Source organism: Maribacter antarcticus DSM 21422 (assembly GCF_000621125.1).
Lineage (GTDB): Bacteria > Bacteroidota > Bacteroidia > Flavobacteriales > Flavobacteriaceae > Maribacter > Maribacter antarcticus.
Genome location: NZ_JHZC01000005.1, coordinates 85,196 through 102,703, shown reverse-complemented (window position 1 = coordinate 102,703; position 17,508 = coordinate 85,196). Strand labels below are relative to the sequence as shown.

The following is a 17,508-nucleotide window of genomic DNA, read 5'->3' as shown; positions in this document are numbered from 1 at the left end:
GGATTTAATATTTTCATTTACTATAAAAACTTTAACACAAAAAGTGAATTAAGCCATTACTTCTTTTACCTTAAGGCCAATTTCTGCAGGAGAATCCACTACGTGAATTCCACATTCAGACATAATTCTCTTTTTGGCCTGTGCGGTGTCATCAGTTCCTCCAACAATTGCACCTGCATGTCCCATCGTTCTTCCTGCAGGAGCAGTTTCGCCGGCTATAAAACCTACAATTGGCTTTTTACTGCCACTAGCTTTATACCAATAAGCAGCATCTGCTTCTAATTGTCCGCCAATTTCACCAATCATTACAACACACTCCGTTTCTGAGTCGTTGATTAATAATTCAACTGCTTCTTTGGTGGTAGTTCCAATAATTGGATCTCCCCCGATACCAATAGCAGTGGTTATTCCCAAGCCTTGGCGCACTACTTGATCCGCTGCCTCATAAGTTAACGTTCCGGATTTGGAAACAATTCCAACATTTCCCTTCTTGAAGACAAAACCTGGCATAATTCCAACTTTCGCTTCTCCCGGAGTAATCACACCAGGACAGTTTGGGCCAATAAGCCTACAATCCATGTTTTTTATATAGTTGGCAGCCGTCACCATATCGGCAATAGGAATACCTTCTGTAATCGTAATAATTACTTTAATGCCTGCATTAGCGGCTTCCATAATTGCATCTGCAGCAAACGCAGGCGGTACGAAAATGATGGTAGTGTCTGCCCCAACCTTATCAACAGCCTCGGATACAGTGTTAAAAACGGGTCTTCCCAAATGTTCTTGACCACCTTTACCAGGAGTTACGCCTCCAACGATATTGGTTCCGTATTCTATCATTTGTTCTGCATGGAAAGTACCTTCACTTCCAGTAAATCCTTGTACAATTATTTTGGAATCCTTATTTACTAAAACACTCATACTGCTGTCGATTTTTAATTTTGTGTTACAAAAATATACGTTTGTCAATGAATACTAAAGCATTCTGCTTCTTATTTACTCGATACTTGAGATTTTAATACTCCGAGCTAGCCTCGGAGTATTAAGGCTGTTCTTTTATGAATGCCACGCGGGCTTAGTATTAAGATAGTTTATCATCAATCTTTTTAATTAGTTCTGGAATTTTCTTTATGTAAGCCAATTGTTTCAATTTTTCTCTAGATTCTTCTATCGGAGTACCGAAATAGCTCTTTCCGCCTGCAACTGATTTAGTGACTCCGGTCTGACCCATAATTACCGCTTTTTTTCCTATCGTAATACCACTATTAGTACCTACCTGACCCCAAATGGTAACCTCATCCTCTATAATTACACATCCCGCAATACCTGTTTGGGAAGCAATGAGGCATTTTTTACCGATTAGCGTGTCATGGCCCACCTGAACCTGATTATCTAACTTTGTACCTGCTCCTATTGTAGTATCGCCTGTAACCCCCTTATCAATCGTGCATAAGGCTCCTATATCCACATTATCCTCTATCACAACGCGCCCTCCAGAAAGCAATTTATCAAACCCTGCAGGCCTATTCTTATAGTAAAAGGCATCTCCGCCTAATACACTACCGGAATGTATAGTTACACCATTACCAATAACACAATTATCATACATACTAACGTTGGCATGTATCGTACAATTATCACCTATACTTACGTTGTTGCCAATAAAAACATTGGGCTGAATAATTGTATTCTTTCCAATGTATGCTGATGTGGCAATGACATTAGTTGCCGCTGCAAAAGGTCTAAAGTAATTTGTTAAGGTATTAAAATCGCGAAAGGGGTCATCTGAAATCAGCAAAGCTTTGCCTTCTGGACAATCGACCTCCTTATCAATAAGAATAATAGTAGCCTTTGATTGCAATGCCTTCTCATAGTATTTTGGGTGGTCTACAAAGACAATATCACCAGGTGTTACCACATGAATTTCGTTCATGCCTAATACAGGGAAGTCATTAGGCCCCACAGCGGTACAGCTAATTATATCAGCTATTTGTTTTAAGGAAAAAGTGGTAGGAAATTTCAAGTTTATTCTTTTACGCGCTCCATATAGGAACCGTTTGAGGTATCGATTTTAATTTTGTCTCCTTCATTTATAAACAAAGGCACATTTACCTCTGCTCCAGTTTCAACCTTTGCTGGTTTAGTTGCATTAGTAGCTGTATTTCCTTTCACACCAGGCTCCGTATACGTGATCTCTAAAATCACACTTGCGGGCATTTCCACAGATAAAGGCAAGCTGTCCTCCGTATTAAACATAATTTTCACCACTTCCCCCTCTTTTAATAGATTGGGCGCGTCTAAGGAACTTTCTTCTAGCGTGATTTGATTATAGTCATCTGTATTCATAAAGTGATAGGTCTCCCCCTCAGGATATAAATATTGATAAGAGCGTGTTTCTACCCGCACATCTTCAATTTTGTGCCCTGCTGAGAATGTATTGTCCAAAACTTTTCCGGAGGAAACACTTTTTAGTTTTGTTCGTACAAATGCTGGTCCTTTGCCTGGTTTCACATGTTGAAAATCAATAACCTTATAGATATCGTTATTATATCTTATACAAAGTCCTTTTCTAATATCGGATGTAGATGCCATTTAAATTTATTTAAAATATTGATTTTCCTATTTGGTTTTTGGGGTAGCCGTTTTGATATTTAATTCGTACTGAAATAGCCCTTCATAATTCCTCGTTGTGAATCCCTAATAAACTGAAGGATTTCATCCCGCTCTGGAGTAGCTTCCATCTCGGCTTCAATAATTTGTACCGCTTGAGAATTATTGTAGTTTCTTTGATACAGTATTCTATAAATATTTTGAACCTGTCTAATTTTTTCAGACGTAAACCCCCTTCTTCTTAGCCCGACAGAGTTAATACCAACGTATGACAAAGGTTCTCGAGCAGCCTTTACATAAGGAGGAACATCTTTACGCACCAAAGACCCGCCGGTAACAAAAGCGTGTTGACCAATAGATACGAATTGATGCACGGCAACTAATCCTGCTAGGATAACATTGTCACCAATAGTAACATGGCCTGCCAAGGTAGAATTGTTTGAGAAAATACAATTATCACCTACAAAACAGTCATGGGCAATATGACAATACGCCATAATAAGGCAATTCTTACCTATTACCGTCTTCATTCTATCCGATGTGCCTTTATGAATGGTAGCACATTCGCGAATAGTGGTATTATTTCCAATGACGACCGTTGTTTCCTCTCCTTCATATTTAAGGTCCTGCGGTGGTGCAGAGATTACCGCTCCAGGAAAAATATTACAATTCTTTCCAATTCGTGCACCTTCCATAATAGTCACGTTGGAACCTATCCAAGTACCATCACCGATAATTACGTTATTGTGAATTGTAGTAAACGGTTCCACCACAACATTTTTTGAAATTTTTGCTCCGGGATGTATATAAGCTAATGGCTGATTCATACTATGTTCTTTTAACTATTTGTGCCATCATCTCTGCTTCGCTTACTAATTTATCATTGGCATAGGCATACGCTTGCATATGACATATTCCCCTTCTAATAGGAGTAATTAGGCTACAATGGAAAATTAAGGTATCCCCTGGCAATACCGGTTTTTTAAATTTCACTTTATCTATTTTCATAAATAGCGTTAGGTAATTTTCCGGATCAGGTACGGTACTCAGCACCAAAATGCCTCCCGTTTGGGCCATCGCTTCTACTTGTAGTACTCCTGGCATAACTGGTGCACCGGGAAAATGCCCTGTAAAGAAAGGCTCATTCATGGTAACGTTTTTCATTCCAACAACATGTTGCTTGGAGAGTTCTATGATACGATCTATCAAAAGAAAAGGAGGTCTATGTGGGAGCATTGCCATGATTTGATGGATATCCATAAAGGGGGGCAAGCTTAAATCGTATTTGGGGACCTTGTTCCTCTTTTCCAATTTAATAATATTGGAAAGCTTTTTAGCAAACTGAGTATTTACAAAATGCCCCGGTTTGTTAGCAATGACCTTACCCTGTATTCTGGTTCCTGCCAAAGCTAAGTCACCAATAACATCTAAAAGCTTGTGACGAGCTGCCTCGTTGGGTTGGTGTAACGTAAGATTATCTAGAATACCATTTGGTTTTACGGATAGCTTCTTTTTATTAAAAGCTTTCTCCAGTTTCTTCATAGTTGCTTCAGAAATCTCTTTATCTACATAAACAATGGCGTTGTTTAAATCGCCGCCTTTTATAAGACCATTTTCCAATAACATTGCCAATTCATGCAAAAAACTAAAGGTGCGTGCATCGGCGATTTCAGTCTTAAAATCAGGTAGACGCTCCAATGTTGCGTTTTGGGTGCCCAGAACTTTTGTTCCAAAATCGACCATAGTGGTCACCTGGTATTCATCTGAAGGAATTACTGTTATTTCGCTTCCAGTAGCCTCATCTTTAAAGGAAATCACTTCCTTAATGACAAACACATCACGCATAGCTTTTTGCTCAACAATACCTGCTGCTTCTAGCGCGGCTACAAAAAACTTAGAGGAACCATCCATAATTGGTGGCTCAGGAGCATCTAACTCTATAAGAACATTATCTATTTCTAAGCCCACCAAAGCAGCCAAAACATGCTCCGAAGTCTGTATTCTTACACCCCTTTTTTCCAAGTTTGTACCTCGTTGTGTGTTGATGACGTAATTTGCATCTGCCTCTATGATGGGTTGCCCCTCTAAATCAATTCGCTTAAAGGCATATCCATGGTTTTCCCCGGCCGGCAAAAATTTAAGAGTAACGTTGGCACCTGTATGCAAACCAACACCTGTGAGGGAAACTGCCTTCCCTATAGTACGTTGCTTATCTGTTGTTGTCTTCATCATCTGTCCTTTTTTTCAAGGTTGTCTATTCTAATAATTATTTTTGGTAAATTCTTAAAGTGAACGTACGACTTATTGTAGTCCCCATAATTTAAAGCGGGAGACCCTTGTAACACCTCATTATTCTTTACATTTCTTCCTATTCCGGATTGGGCCTGAATCTTCACATAATCACCGATAATAATGTGACCAACTATCCCTACTTGCCCACCTATCATACAATGCTTTCCGATTTTTGTAGAACCTGCAACCCCAGTCTGTGCTGCAATAACGGTATGCTCGCCAATTTCAACATTATGAGCAATCTGTATCTGATTATCCAATTTAACCCCAGTTCTTAAAATGGTTGACCCTAAGGTAGCCCTATCAATGGTAGTGCCTGCACCTACGTCTACATTATCCTCTATAATCACATTCCCCGTTTGAGGAATCTTGGTGAATTCTCCTTTGTTATTTGGCGCAAAGCCAAAACCATCTGCTCCAAGAATAGCACCACTATGGATTACGCAATTCTTTCCAATTACAGTTTCCGAATAAATTTTTGCTCCTGCGAAGACGGTAACACCATCTCCAATAGTAACGTTGTCACCGATATATACATTAGGATAAATTTTTACATTATTCCCTAAGCTTACCTGGTCTCCTAAATATGAAAATGCTCCCAAATACACGTTTTCTCCGTACGTAGCCGTATCAGACTTAAAGACGGGTGATTCTATACCTACCTTATTACCTTTTGTTTGATTGTAATATTCGAGTAATTTAGAAAAGGATTCGTAGGCATCTTCCACCTTTATTAATGTAGTTGAAAAGGCTTGCTCAGGCACAAAGTCCTTATTAACTAGCGTAACTGAAGCCTTTGTGTTGTAGATGAACGATGTGTACTTAGGGTTGGCCAAAAATGTTAAGGAACCTATTTCTCCTTCTTCTATTTTTGCAAGTTTATGAACGGCTACCTCTGGATTTCCCTGTACTTCACCATCTAAAATGCCTGCAATTTGACCAGCTGTAAATACCATGAGTGCAAAAGTAAGAAAAATAGTTAAACGGCTTCTTTAGGGTAACAGATATAATATTTGGTTACGGTTTTGGACAAAGCATTCAAGTTTAAGTGGTCCGATAGCTTAGCAACGTCTACGATTTTACCATTTTTCTTCAAAATATTGATGTTCTGTTCGTTACGGTCGTAGGCTTTATTTTCCAACTTTCCTTTAAAAACAAAGTAGCTGGTCTCCTCATCATTAAGCTTAAACTTCTTTTTAGTTTCTTGAAACCTTTCCTGAAATCGTTTTTCCGATATGGGTTCTTTCTTTATTTTGATGTGTAGCAAGCGGCGATGCACTATCATTCTACAAAGCTCAGACAATACAAAATCTGCTGTATACTGCCACTCCTTAACTGCTGATAGAATATCGACATCATCTAATTTCGCAAAAATTCCTAGGGTGTTTGAGTCAAAATTTTTCTTATCCACAGCCTTAGTTAAAAAGTATAATAAGGATTTACTTGCATGAAGAGTAACACCATCAGAAATAAGAAAACGAGCACGTTTTAAAATACTTATCAGTAATTGTTCTGCAACAACGCCTGTTTTATGCAAATATGCTTGCCAGTACATAAACCGCCTTGCCATAAGAAATTTTTCTACGGAATAAATACCTTTTTCTTCTACCACTAACTGCCTATCTACAACGTTAAGCATGGTGATAAGTCGGTCCGAATTGGTATTCCCTTCGGCCACTCCAGTGTAAAAACTATCACGTTTTAAATAGTCCAAACGGTCTATATCAAGCTGGCTGCTTACCAATTGGTTTAGAAACCTTTTGGGGTGTTTACCAGTAAAAATAGATAAGGCAACCGTTAAACTTCCGTTAAATAGCACATTTAGCTCCTGCATAAATTGAATAGAAATGTATTCATGGCTTACGCCTTCTACAATGCTATGTTCCATAGCATGAGAGAAAGGACCGTGCCCTATATCATGCAGAAGAATAGCACAAAGTAAGCCTTGCTCCTCTTCATCAGAAACGGCAACACCTTTAAAACGTAGTACTTGGACAGATTTTTGCATTAGATGTAGACATCCTAATGCATGATGAAATCGAGTATGATGTGCCCCAGGATAAACTAGATAGGAAAGTCCCATTTGAGATATTCTTCGAAGTCGCTGAAAATGAGGGTGGGCAATCAAGTCAAATACTAATGGGTTCGGGATTCTAATAAATCCGTAAATTGGGTCATTGAATATTTTTAATTTATTTGATTTGGACAATGCTAGTTTTTTTTTGAATCAAATTCAAAGTTATGGAATTGTGACAACAAGTATAGCGCTAGGTTCATAGTTCGATAAAAATCGGTAAGGCCTAGACTAATACTATAAAAAGCACTGACGACAGGATGGGTAAAATAAAAATACTTTGGGTAGATGACGAGATAGATTTGTTAAAACCCCATATCCTCTTTCTAGAGGCCAAAGGATATGAAGTACTAACCTGCAAAAGCGGTCGGGAGGCTCTAGAACAACTAGAGGAAACCAATGTGGATATTGTTTTTTTGGATGAGAACATGCCAGGCATCTCTGGACTGGAAACCTTGAACGAAATAAAAGTGATGAATGCTTCTATTCCTGTGGTAATGATAACCAAGAGTGAGGAAGAATTTATTATGGAAGAGGCTATTGGTTCCAAAATAGCGGACTACCTTATTAAACCTGTGAATCCTAACCAAATATTACTATCTCTAAAGAAAAATTTAGACCATTCCCGTTTGGTATCAGAAAAAACGACTAGCAACTATCAGCAAGAGTTCAGAAAAATTGCGATGGATCTCTCTAGGGTTAATACCTTTGAAGAATGGGCAGCGTTGTATAAAAAATTAATTTACTGGGAATTACAGTTAGAGCAAATAGAGGATAGCGGAATGTTCGAGATATTGGAATCCCAAAAAGCGGAGGCCAACAACCAGTTTGGAAAGTTTGTAGATAAAAACTATCAAGATTGGTTTTCTGATTATGATGCTCCGGTTATGTCCCATACACTATTTAAAAAATGGATAACTCCCGAAATAAAGGACACTAAAACGCTACTTGTAGTTGTGGATAACCTCAGGTACGACCAATGGTACGCTTTCGAAGATACGGTAAATACCTTTTACAAGAAACAGAAGGAAAAAAGTTATTTTAGTATTTTACCCACAGCCACCCAATATGCCCGTAATGCCATTTTTGCTGGACTAACACCATTGGATATGGAAAAAAAATATCCAATGTGGTGGAAAAATGACACCGAGGAGGGTGGCAAAAATTTACACGAAGATAAGTTCCTAGGCGAGCAATTAAAAAGGTTGGGGTTAGATATTACTTGGGGTTACCATAAAATAAGTAGCTTAAAACAAGGGAAGTATTTATCCCAGAATTTTAAAACACAAAAGGATAATGACCTTACAGTTATCGTTTATAATTTCGTAGACATGCTCTCCCATTCTAAAACTGAGATGGAGGTTATAAAAGAATTGGCGTCCAACGATAAAGCGTACCGCTCATTAACCCAAAGTTGGTTTAAGAATTCACCTTTGTTGGAAATTATTCAGCAAGCACAACAAATGGGAATGAAGCTTATCATCACGACAGATCATGGTACCATTAACGTAAAATCGCCCTCAAAAGTGGTCGGTGATCGAGATACCAGTGCTAACCTAAGATACAAAACAGGGAGAAGCCTAAGCTATAAAGATACTGACGTGCTGGCGGCGAGAAATCCTAAAAGTATTTTTTTGCCATCCATAAACATGAGTAGCTCCTATATATTTGCTAAAAACGATTTGTTCTTTGCCTATCCTAATAACTATAACCACTATGTAAGTTATTATAGGAATACATACCAACATGGGGGGGTATCCTTAGAGGAAATGATTATTCCCTTTGTAGTTTTGGAACCGAAATAATATAGCAATTAGCCATTTAAGACGACCTTAGTTCAGTTTAAAGTTGGTTATTTCACCCTAAGATAATTCATCAGCGCTCGTGCAAATGAAAAATATAGCATACTCCGAAGAAGATATCAACCAAATAGCAAAGCAAATCATAGCAACTGTAGCGTCGAAATGCTTAGCTTTTTACGCACCCATGGGAGCAGGTAAAACGACGCTGACAAAAGCATTGGTAGCCGAATTAGGAGGTGTGGATATGGTGAGCAGTCCAACATTTGGTATAGTAAACGAGTACCATGATACTAACGGAGCGCTATTGGCTTACCATTTTGATTTTTATCGATTAAAAGATGAAATGGAGGCTATGGATATGGGATTGGAAGTTTATCTAGATTCAAAAGCTTGGATTTTTATGGAATGGCCAGAAAAGATTCCAAATTTGATTCCAACCGAAGCAGTTATTATTCGTATTGAAATATTGAATCCCACGGAAAGAAGAATTATGTTTTAATTCTATTTAACTATTCTTATTCTAGGTAGTCACGTTGATAGGCTCATGAGAGCTTTGCCAACGTGAATACTTACTTTGTATTGTGTTTTTTAGATGAAAAACCTGTTTTTCGTTAAAATGTACGTTTTAAACGTTAAAATGCACATTTTATGCGTTTAAAAACATATTTGTTGTACTTTATTTCTTACATTTGATAAAGAACATAAGTAGTTTTAACTAAAAAAACCCTTCAAAAATGAAAAAACAAAAAACATTATTAGCCTCTTTAGCATTAGGAATCTTTTTAATTGCTTTGACGGCTCCAATCATTTCTGTGGATAATCAGGAACTAGGTATTGATAAAAGAAAGTTGACAAAGAAAATATAATATTTCAATACCAAAATTAAAAAGGGGAAGATGTAAATCTTCCCCTTTTTTTATACTTTTATTTGCGATAAATCGTTAAGATTTTAGTGTATAAAGTAATAAAATGAAAAAAGGTGTTAGAAAAAGAGCTAAAAACAAAATTATACTTGAAACTATTCTTGTATTTTTTATTGCAATAGCTCCATTCCTGTATAAAATTTATGATTATTTTCCCATAAACGAAGACGGGACTACTTCGTTTTTTGGGATGGTTGTTGGTGCAAATGGATTCGAAGACGCATCAACATTTATATGGTTTCTAGCGAGCAAAATAGTTCCACTTTACCTTTTACTTTTTTGGTTTCTAACCTCACGTGATTGGTGGTATCATATTATTTTGATACCTATTGCTATGTACTCTTTTCAATTATTTGAAGTCGTTTTTGATTCTGATCTTCAAATAGACACGAAAAACACATTATGGTTGCTTCCTGTATGTATGGTGGTAATACCATTCGTTTACTTTATAAGAGTAAAACTTTATGACAAACACGTTCATGGGATAGATTTAGAAGCTATTGATGCTGAGCTTGAAGAACTAAAATCAAATAAAGAAATAGAACAAGTTAGTAACTTAGATATTCCAGCAGATGATTTAGATGGCATGAACCAAGAATCTATTGCAGAAGAGTTGGATAGAAAATTATCTACTCGAAATTTGGAACAAGCCGCAAAGCAATTTCAACTACGACTACAAAATTTGCTACATTTCAACAATAAATAATATTCTTTTTCCAGCGCATATTAAGCATATGGGATTTTAGCTAAAAATTGTACATTTGACCGTAACACCTGTTATTGGAATTTAGTCAGTTTATACCTATGAATCAACCTTCATCACCTTTTAGTAAACAGCAATTACTGCCACAAGAAGAAACCTTGGAAATTTTAAAGCAGAAAGGAGCGCTTTTTATAGGCCTGCCTAAGGAAAATCAATATCAGGAAAAACGAATATGCCTTACCCCAGATGCAGTGAATGCGATTACTTCCAACGGGCATCGCGTACTCATTGAATCAGGTGCCGGAAAAGGAGCTCACTTTTCTGATTTGGACTACACCAATGCTGGGGGGGAAATTACGAAGGATACTGCTAAAGTATTTGGCTGCCCATTATTGTTAAAAGTTGAACCCCCTACCCTAACAGAAATCGGTATGATCAATCCACAGACTACCGTTATTTCTGCTTTACAAATCAAAACACAGCAAAAATCCTATTTTGCAGAATTGGCACGCAAACGTCTTACAGCAATTGCCTTTGAATATATTAGGGATGAAGACGGGAAATTTCCTGCTGTTCGTTCCTTAAGCGAAATTGCAGGAATTTCCTCTGTACTTATCGCTTCTGAGCTTATGTCTACTAGCAATAAGGGAAACGGACTCATGTTTGGTAACATAAGTGGTGTTCCACCTGTAGAAGTGGTCATTATTGGCGCAGGAACCGTGGGTGAATTTGCTGCAAGGTCTGCTATTGGCTTAGGTGCAAATATTAAAATATTCGATAATTCCATTACCAAGCTACGGAACATTCAGACCAACCTAAAACAAACGGTCTACACCTCTACCATACAACCAAAAAATCTATTAAAGGCTTTGAAACGATGCGATGTAGCTATAGGTGCTACACGTGGTAAGGACAGGTCTCCCGTGGTAGTCTCTAGTACCATGGTTGAACACATGAAAAAAGGAGCTGTTATTATAGATGTGAGTATAGATACGGGAGGTTGTTTTGAGACATCGGAAATTACAACACATAACAAGCCTACAATTGAAAAATACGGGGTTATTCATTACGGCGTACCAAATATCCCATCTAGATATCCAAAAACGGCAACCGTTTCCATAAGCAACATATTTACGCCTTATCTACTTAAGATTGGTGAGGACGGCGGATTAGAAAATTCGCTCCGTTTTGACAAAGGCTTGCGAAACGGGTTGTATATGTATCATGGTATTTTAACGAATAAGTCCGTTGGAGAATGGTTTGATCTCCAGTACAGCGATATCAATTTCCTTATATTTTAGATTAGCGCGATAGTTTCTTTTTGTATCGGATAGAATACCATAATTTTGCAAGGATTTAAAAAGACTTTTGCAGTATGCCATTTATAAAACGTTTGGGATTTTATTTGTTTGGGATTTCTATTGGTATCATTTTTTTAGCTTTTTTCTTTAAGAAAAAAACAGAAGATACGGGTGTTTATTTCTGTTATTTCCCAAATTGTAGAACCTTAAAGGATATCCGTTCTAAACCAATGTACTATTCGGATTTAGTTAGTACGCAATTACTCAATAAACAAATAGATAGCGCCGATATCGTTAGTTTACTTACCCGCGGTGATGTTAATTTTGGTAATAGTGACACAAAGTCTGTTCCTTGTAAAACTTATCTGGTCGAAGGTATTGTTAACAATAAAGAAGTTATTGCCACTGTAAAAAATTGCCGAAGAAAGGCAACCATACAAAGTATTTTGCCTGCATCAAATTAGGACTATTGCAAAAAAGCAAAACAACGTAATTTCGAAAATAGAATTAAGTATTGAATCTAGATTTTTCTTCTTTTACGCTCCTTCTTTAATAGGGATAATTCTCGTGTGGTTTGTCCAGCGACCGATGTGTTTTCTTCCGCACGACGAATTAAATAGGGCATCACGTCTTTTACGGGACCAAAAGGTAAATATTTGGCAACATTGTAGCCTTTACCTGCAAGATTAAAAGAAATATGGTCACTCATCCCATACAACTGCCCAAACCAAATGCTTTGATTGTTTATATCAACCCCTTTTTGTGACATTAATTCTATGAGCTTTAGGCAGCTTTGCTCATTATGGGTGCCCGAAAAAATAGAGATAGTCTCTAGGTTATCTACCATGTAGGCAATAGTATCGTCAAAGTTGTTGTCAGTCGCTAATTTAGATTCACAAATTGGTGAAGGGTACCCTTTTTCCTTGGCCCTTTCGTTTTCCTTTTCCATATAAGCGCCACGAACAACCTTCATTCCAATCTTAAACCCGTCTTGCTGTGCTTTCGTGTGTAGCTCTTTTAAATAATGAAGTCTATCCCAACGATACGTTTGTAGCGTGTTGAACACAATGGCTTTTTTCTTATTATACTTAACCATCATTTGTTCCACCAATTGATCTGCAGCCTCCTGCATCCAACTTTCCTCACCGTCTATTAATAAGGATACATCTAAATCATAAGCTTTTTTGCACACGGTATCAAATCTATTGACAACGCGCTGCCATTCTGCAGTTTCTTGTGCTGTAAGCGACTTTTTCTCTCCTATTTTTTTATAAAGCGCAAAACGTCCGAATCCTGTAGGTTTGAAGACTGCAAAAGGAATTGCATCTTTTTTCTTTACAAAGTCCAGTATGTTTAGAATTGTTTTTGTTGCGTTATCAAACGGGTCTTCCTCTTGTTTTCCTTCTACTGAGTAATCTAGTACAGAGCATACCTTTTTCTCGAACATACGGTCTACCACAGGCAGGCAATCCTCTTCATTAATACCACCACAAAAATGATCGAACACTGTAGCGCGTATAAGTCCTTCTACAGGCAGCTTCGCCTTTAGGGCGAAATTCGTCATTAGTGAACCCATTTTCACCAATGGTTGATTAGCAATCATCTTAAAAAGAAAATAGGCTCTTTCCAGTTCCGAATCGGTTTTTAACGAAAATGCCGTTGCGGTATCCTCAAAAATTCCATCCATAAATAGCAATAATTTTTGTTATCAAATATAATCACAGAAATTCTATTCTTTAGATTAAAAATCCTTTATTTTGTAAGTAGAACCTAGCTTTATAAAGGCTATTGTTTAACTCAATGTTTATGGAATCTATTATTTCTGATGCGTACGCTGTACATTTTAATACTGTTGCCTATGCATCGCTGAACACGCATTTGGCGCAGGCTAACTATTCAATTATCTACATTGTAGTAGACGAGAATACCCATGACCTATGTTTGCCTCAGTTTATGGCTGAAATCTCAGGGACATATCATTTTGAAATTATAGAGATAGAATCTGGCGAAATAAATAAAAACATAGAAACTTGTGTTGGTGTTTGGGAAGCACTCTCGGAGTTGGGTGCGGATCGCAAAAGCCTTATTATTAATTTGGGAGGGGGCGTGTTAACGGATTTGGGTGGTTTTGTAGCATCTACCTTTAAACGGGGAATTGACTTTATAAATGTACCTACTACGCTATTATCTATGGTGGATGCCTCCGTTGGTGGTAAGACCGGTGTAGACTTAGGTACCTTAAAAAATCAAATTGGAGTTATTAACCAACCAGTTATGGTTTTAGTAATCACCGATTTTCTAGACACCTTGGAAGAACGCCAGGTAACTAGCGGTTTTGCAGAAATGCTGAAGCATGGCCTCATAAGGGACGAAAGCTATTGGGTAACTTTGAAAGCAACAACTTCCCTTGATGAGATTAAACAACAGATTCTGCCATCTATAGTCATAAAGAACAACGTGGTCTTACAAGACCCAACGGAACAAGGGCTGCGAAAAATTTTAAACTTTGGCCATACTTTAGGGCACGCGGTAGAGTCCTATCGCTTGGAAAGCGAAAAACAAGCGACCTTACTGCATGGGGAGGCCATAGCTATTGGGATGATTTTAGAAGGATATTTGTCTCATAAATTAACCGGACTTACGCTAGTTGCTTTGGAAGAAATTAAAGCTACGTTTTTAAGTCACTATGATAACGTAGTATTCTCCCATGAAGACATAAGCAAGATTGCAGAACTCATGAGATATGACAAGAAAAATTCTCATGGCAACATCAATTTTGTATTACTCAAAAGTATTGGTGAGGCGCAAATAGATGTTACCGTACCTGCGGAATTAATACATGAATCGTTCGCATACTACGCGCAATAAAACCTTCATATACTAAAAAGAGGTGTTTCACAACTCTTTGGCTCAGAGAAGGTTTAAAATAACTAGTTTAGGTAATGTAATTAAGCAACCTAATTAAAAACCATCTAGTTATGTTAAGACGTTTAATAGACTACAAGAAGTTAGACCACGAACTAGCCAACCTTTTGATTGACACCTACCCACATGGTTATGGGGATGAGGACATTATTGCTTTTAAAAACCAACACGGGGACATTGTTGAAGCGGTAGCGCTAAGAACGTTAGATACCCTTTATTTGGTAAAAATCAGTAAAAGTCTATCTAATTTCATTGCTAATTTTGAGGAGAACATTGAAAAAGAGCTAGAAACAAAAACTCCTGAGGAAGTGATGGATAGCGAAGATTTAGATTCCGAGATACAAATGGACCTTAGTGAGGAAATAGAAATTTTTTCTGATTTAGAATAATCAACTATATCTTTCTTCAAGGATTTTCGCATGATGCTTTAGATGACCGCTAATTACAAAACCAAGGGCGGCAACGCTCCATGGCATATCACTAGCCGTTCCAATACGTTTTAGTTTTTCATTTGGCAAAGCTCTGAATATACCCAGTGTTGCGGCTCGCACTGTAAGAAATTCAGCTATAATATCTCCTTTAGTACGTTTTTCACTTTCACTTTCCCTAACGTATGCTTCATGATCGAATCCAGGTAACGCGGTTTGGTCATTTCTGGAGAAACGAAATGCTCGGTATTGGAATATACGCTCCGTGTCTATAATATGCAGCAGTACTTCTGCAATGCTCCATTTATTTGGACCATAGGCATATGATAGCTTTTCTTTTTTAAGGGCTGTTATATAGTCAACGAACCAATCGCTACTTTTTACCAAGGCTTCTAAAAGCTCCTCATCTTTTACCATGTTAAGGTAGGTGGCATAAAAATGGTTGAATTCGTTTTCCTTAAGTTCTGATAATCGCATAAGGCATAATTTATTGAAAGTCAATAAAAAAGCCCAATTGCACTATAACAATTAGGCTTCAGGCTGTACTTGTTTGATTTACTATAATTCGTTGAAAATAGTATGCATCAACCTTTTTTTATCGTTAAAACTTTCTTCTAAAGAAATCATGGTTTCTGTTCTACTAATGCCTTCTATATCATCGATTTTAAAGATGATATTTTTAGCATGCGTAGTGTCTTTAGCTCTTATCTTACAAAAGATATTAAACTTTCCTGTAGTAATATGTGCAATGGTCACATTAGGAATTTGGTTCAACCGTTCCAATACAAACTTGGTCTGGTGTGTTTTTTCTAAAAATATACCAACGTAGGCTATAAATGCATAGCCTAATTTAACATAATCTAAAGTAAGGGAAGACCCTTTAATGATGCCTGCCTCCTCCATCTTTTTTACACGAACGTGAACGGTTCCTGCAGAGATCAATAATTTTTTCGCAATGTCTGTGAAAGGTGTTCGTGTATTATCTATCAACATATCAAGAATCTGGTGGTCTATTTCGTCTAACTTTACTTTACCCATGGTTGCTTATTTTTTGACAAAATTAAAACATTATGAAATTAAATGTAAAGAATCTCTGCTTTTTTTAAAGAAAATGTAAGCTTTTGCTAGTTTTGAATGGGAAAAACGAATAAAATTTAGTTGAAAAGTGATGTAATCCCGCACTTCTCTAACCATAATCTATCTTTTAACAGGGCCGCATCTTTAATTTCATGACCAAAAAGAGATGCTATTGTGGTATTTTTTTTATCCATAGTAGGTTTAAATGCAATAGCGTCCTCTTGTAATAGCTCTTGAAAAAGTATAGCTGCTTTGGAACCTTGTATTAAATTCACATCTAGCTCGTGTGTATTTTCTATAAGTACATCGCAGTACATTTTTTGGTTTTCTGGGATGGCTTGGTAGTCTTCTACGCTAAACGTATCAAACTTCTGCTGGCTAATGGTAGCTAGTGCTTCTATTAGCGCAGTAAAAATATATCTCCGAGTGATTTCACGTTCATAATCTTTTGGAAAATGACCTGCTTCAAACAATATGGTAGGGGTTTTCAACATTTGAAAGGCGTCTCCTACACAGTTCGCATTAAATCCATCGTTATATCTCCCTATTTGTCCGGGTATATCTTTTTGAAGGCAACTATTCATTGCAGCTATAAGCTGCATACTAGCAATTCGAGAATCCGAAAGATTACGCTCTTCGTCAAAAGCGGGAGCCAAAAAGGAAACCGTTGCTGGTTTTTTAGTTTGTCCCACATTGAATATGGTTCTTTGATCATGTAGATTAAAACAATAATCTGGCTTAAAATTCACATATACAGATTTCAGTATTTTACTTTCTGGTTGTGATTGGTTTTGAGCATCTCTATTCAAATCTATTCCATTTGCGTTTACTCTGGTGTATGCTTTTGCACCGTCAGGATTTAAAATAGGAATGAGTTGTAGCGTAAAATTTTGAAGAATATTTTTAGTTTCACCCAACTCTAACCTTAGGTAATTTATTAAATCCAAAACCGCCTTAGTGGTCGTCGATTCATTTCCATGCATCTGTGACCACATGAAAATACGTTTGGGTCCCGTGCCAATTGTTAACCCATAAATAGGATTTCCCTTTACCGATTCACCCAAAACGTTCATATGGAATGAGGCTGGTAATTGTTTCAGAAAATTCTGAATATGCGCATTTGTCACATACCTTCCCTGTATTTCTACCACTTTAAAATCGGTATACTTTAACTCCTCCTTCATGCCTATTAATTTCTAGAATTACAAAAGTACAACGCTTAAAATTTACATTTGTAAACATTTAATTATTCTTTTTATCTTTGTTTTTAACCACCTAGAGAAGAATTTGTATACAAAACGCAACAGCTATTAATAAAATAATGTATTTTACTTTAAATCAGTTATTTAAATATTATTATATAAAGTATTACT

At 37.1% G+C, this 17,508-nt stretch carries 19 protein-coding genes; 8 read left to right on the top strand and 11 right to left on the bottom strand.

The annotated features are described in order from the left end of the window. Positions 1-48: 48 nt before the first annotated feature. From sucD to Q360_RS0103900, 7 genes are all read right to left on the bottom strand, one after another. Entirely contained in the window at positions 49-921 is an 873-nt protein-coding gene (gene sucD, locus Q360_RS0103930) for a succinate--CoA ligase subunit alpha (protein WP_027075930.1), read from the bottom strand. Positions 922-1,081: 160 nt separating this feature from the next. Then, positions 1,082-2,023 carry a UDP-3-O-(3-hydroxymyristoyl)glucosamine N-acyltransferase gene (locus Q360_RS0103925; RefSeq protein ID WP_027075929.1) on the bottom strand — a complete coding sequence of 314 codons (942 nt, stop codon included), beginning with the start codon at positions 2,021-2,023 and terminating at the stop codon, positions 1,082-1,084. A 2-nt stretch (positions 2,024-2,025) separates the two neighbouring features. After that, positions 2,026-2,592: an elongation factor P gene (gene efp, locus Q360_RS0103920; RefSeq protein WP_027075928.1), complete on the bottom strand. Its 567-nt coding sequence runs from the start codon at positions 2,590-2,592 to the stop codon at positions 2,026-2,028. A 59-nt stretch (positions 2,593-2,651) separates the two neighbouring features. After that, complete coding sequence (lpxA, locus tag Q360_RS0103915; RefSeq protein ID WP_027075927.1) at positions 2,652-3,437, bottom strand: acyl-ACP--UDP-N-acetylglucosamine O-acyltransferase; 786 nt, start codon at positions 3,435-3,437, stop codon at positions 2,652-2,654. A 1-nt stretch (position 3,438) separates the two neighbouring features. Then, positions 3,439-4,839, bottom strand: a complete 1,401-nt coding sequence (locus tag Q360_RS0103910; RefSeq protein WP_027075926.1) for a bifunctional UDP-3-O-[3-hydroxymyristoyl] N-acetylglucosamine deacetylase/3-hydroxyacyl-ACP dehydratase — start codon at positions 4,837-4,839, stop codon at positions 3,439-3,441. Further along, positions 4,839-5,858: a UDP-3-O-(3-hydroxymyristoyl)glucosamine N-acyltransferase gene (gene lpxD / locus Q360_RS0103905; protein WP_027075925.1), complete on the bottom strand. Its 1,020-nt coding sequence runs from the start codon at positions 5,856-5,858 to the stop codon at positions 4,839-4,841. Before lpxD ends, Q360_RS0103910 begins: the two co-directional genes overlap by 1 nt. A 23-nt stretch (positions 5,859-5,881) precedes the next feature. Then, positions 5,882-7,111, bottom strand: coding sequence for an HD domain-containing protein (locus Q360_RS0103900; RefSeq protein ID WP_027075924.1), 1,230 nt, complete (start codon positions 7,109-7,111; stop codon positions 5,882-5,884). A gap of 125 nt (positions 7,112-7,236) precedes the next feature. Between Q360_RS0103900 and porX the strand changes: the two genes are divergently transcribed. The 6 genes from porX (at position 7,237) to Q360_RS0103870 (ending at position 12,169) form a co-directional block, all read left to right on the top strand. Then, positions 7,237-8,781 carry a T9SS response regulator signal transducer PorX gene (porX, locus tag Q360_RS0103895; protein WP_027075923.1) on the top strand — a complete coding sequence of 515 codons (1,545 nt, stop codon included), beginning with the start codon at positions 7,237-7,239 and terminating at the stop codon, positions 8,779-8,781. An 85-nt stretch (positions 8,782-8,866) separates the two neighbouring features. Continuing rightward, the gene (tsaE, locus tag Q360_RS0103890; protein WP_027075922.1) at positions 8,867-9,277 is read left to right on the top strand and encodes a tRNA (adenosine(37)-N6)-threonylcarbamoyltransferase complex ATPase subunit type 1 TsaE; all 411 of its coding nucleotides are present in this window, start codon (positions 8,867-8,869) and stop codon (positions 9,275-9,277) included. 235 nt (positions 9,278-9,512) lie between these two features. Beyond that, positions 9,513-9,644: a hypothetical protein gene (locus Q360_RS26925; protein WP_262493197.1), complete on the top strand. Its 132-nt coding sequence runs from the start codon at positions 9,513-9,515 to the stop codon at positions 9,642-9,644. Positions 9,645-9,747: 103 nt separating this feature from the next. Further along, entirely contained in the window at positions 9,748-10,407 is a 660-nt protein-coding gene (locus Q360_RS0103880; RefSeq protein WP_027075921.1) for a hypothetical protein, read from the top strand. A gap of 98 nt (positions 10,408-10,505) precedes the next feature. Beyond that, the gene (locus Q360_RS0103875; RefSeq protein WP_027075920.1) at positions 10,506-11,705 is read left to right on the top strand and encodes an alanine dehydrogenase; all 1,200 of its coding nucleotides are present in this window, start codon (positions 10,506-10,508) and stop codon (positions 11,703-11,705) included. Between the two features lie 74 nt (positions 11,706-11,779). Beyond that, positions 11,780-12,169: a DUF4258 domain-containing protein gene (locus tag Q360_RS0103870; RefSeq protein WP_027075919.1), complete on the top strand. Its 390-nt coding sequence runs from the start codon at positions 11,780-11,782 to the stop codon at positions 12,167-12,169. Positions 12,170-12,225: 56 nt separating this feature from the next. On the opposite strand, the gene Q360_RS0103865 is transcribed toward Q360_RS0103870, so the two are convergent. Beyond that, positions 12,226-13,392 carry a proline dehydrogenase family protein gene (locus tag Q360_RS0103865; protein WP_027075918.1) on the bottom strand — a complete coding sequence of 389 codons (1,167 nt, stop codon included), beginning with the start codon at positions 13,390-13,392 and terminating at the stop codon, positions 12,226-12,228. Positions 13,393-13,511: 119 nt separating this feature from the next. Here Q360_RS0103865 and aroB point away from each other — a divergent pair, with 119 nt between their 5' ends. Then, positions 13,512-14,573, top strand: coding sequence for a 3-dehydroquinate synthase (gene aroB / locus Q360_RS0103860; RefSeq protein ID WP_027075917.1), 1,062 nt, complete (start codon positions 13,512-13,514; stop codon positions 14,571-14,573). A gap of 110 nt (positions 14,574-14,683) precedes the next feature. Continuing rightward, positions 14,684-15,019 carry a hypothetical protein gene (locus Q360_RS0103855; protein WP_027075916.1) on the top strand — a complete coding sequence of 112 codons (336 nt, stop codon included), beginning with the start codon at positions 14,684-14,686 and terminating at the stop codon, positions 15,017-15,019. Here Q360_RS0103855 and Q360_RS0103850 read toward each other — a convergent pair whose 3' ends face one another. The 3 genes from Q360_RS0103850 to Q360_RS22215 all read right to left on the bottom strand — a co-directional run bounded on the left by Q360_RS0103850 (position 15,020) and on the right by Q360_RS22215 (position 17,319). After that, entirely contained in the window at positions 15,020-15,535 is a 516-nt protein-coding gene (locus Q360_RS0103850) for a DinB family protein (protein WP_027075915.1), read from the bottom strand. An 81-nt stretch (positions 15,536-15,616) separates the two neighbouring features. Then, positions 15,617-16,096 (bottom strand): Lrp/AsnC family transcriptional regulator, encoded by a 480-nt coding sequence (locus tag Q360_RS0103845; protein ID WP_027075914.1) that lies wholly within the window; start codon positions 16,094-16,096, stop codon positions 15,617-15,619. A gap of 116 nt (positions 16,097-16,212) precedes the next feature. Next, positions 16,213-17,319, bottom strand: coding sequence for a M14 family metallopeptidase (locus Q360_RS22215; protein WP_036195009.1), 1,107 nt, complete (start codon positions 17,317-17,319; stop codon positions 16,213-16,215). Positions 17,320-17,508 lie beyond the last annotated feature (189 nt).

Excerpts from the sequence above, each read along its gene's own strand:
- sucD (WP_027075930.1), bottom strand. The coding sequence starts at position 921 with ATGAGTGTTTTAGTAAATAAGGATTCCAAAATAATTGTACAAGGATTT.
- efp (WP_027075928.1), bottom strand. The coding sequence starts at position 2,592 with ATGGCATCTACATCCGATATTAGAAAAGGACTTTGTATAAGATATAAT.
- lpxA (WP_027075927.1), bottom strand. The coding sequence starts at position 3,437 with ATGAATCAGCCATTAGCTTATATACATCCCGGAGCAAAAATTTCAAAA.
- Q360_RS0103910 (WP_027075926.1), bottom strand. The coding sequence starts at position 4,839 with ATGAAGACAACAACAGATAAGCAACGTACTATAGGGAAGGCAGTTTCC.
- lpxD (WP_027075925.1), bottom strand. The coding sequence starts at position 5,858 with ATGGTATTTACAGCTGGTCAAATTGCAGGCATTTTAGATGGTGAAGTA.
- porX (WP_027075923.1), top strand. The coding sequence starts at position 7,237 with ATGGGTAAAATAAAAATACTTTGGGTAGATGACGAGATAGATTTGTTA.
- tsaE (WP_027075922.1), top strand. The coding sequence starts at position 8,867 with ATGAAAAATATAGCATACTCCGAAGAAGATATCAACCAAATAGCAAAG.
- Q360_RS26925 (WP_262493197.1), top strand. The coding sequence starts at position 9,513 with ATGAAAAAACAAAAAACATTATTAGCCTCTTTAGCATTAGGAATCTTT.
- Q360_RS0103880 (WP_027075921.1), top strand. The coding sequence starts at position 9,748 with ATGAAAAAAGGTGTTAGAAAAAGAGCTAAAAACAAAATTATACTTGAA.
- Q360_RS0103875 (WP_027075920.1), top strand. The coding sequence starts at position 10,506 with ATGAATCAACCTTCATCACCTTTTAGTAAACAGCAATTACTGCCACAA.
- Q360_RS0103870 (WP_027075919.1), top strand. The coding sequence starts at position 11,780 with ATGCCATTTATAAAACGTTTGGGATTTTATTTGTTTGGGATTTCTATT.
- Q360_RS0103865 (WP_027075918.1), bottom strand. The coding sequence starts at position 13,392 with ATGGATGGAATTTTTGAGGATACCGCAACGGCATTTTCGTTAAAAACC.
- aroB (WP_027075917.1), top strand. The coding sequence starts at position 13,512 with ATGGAATCTATTATTTCTGATGCGTACGCTGTACATTTTAATACTGTT.
- Q360_RS0103855 (WP_027075916.1), top strand. The coding sequence starts at position 14,684 with ATGTTAAGACGTTTAATAGACTACAAGAAGTTAGACCACGAACTAGCC.
- Q360_RS0103850 (WP_027075915.1), bottom strand. The coding sequence starts at position 15,535 with ATGCGATTATCAGAACTTAAGGAAAACGAATTCAACCATTTTTATGCC.
- Q360_RS0103845 (WP_027075914.1), bottom strand. The coding sequence starts at position 16,096 with ATGGGTAAAGTAAAGTTAGACGAAATAGACCACCAGATTCTTGATATG.
- Q360_RS22215 (WP_036195009.1), bottom strand. The coding sequence starts at position 17,319 with ATGAAGGAGGAGTTAAAGTATACCGATTTTAAAGTGGTAGAAATACAG.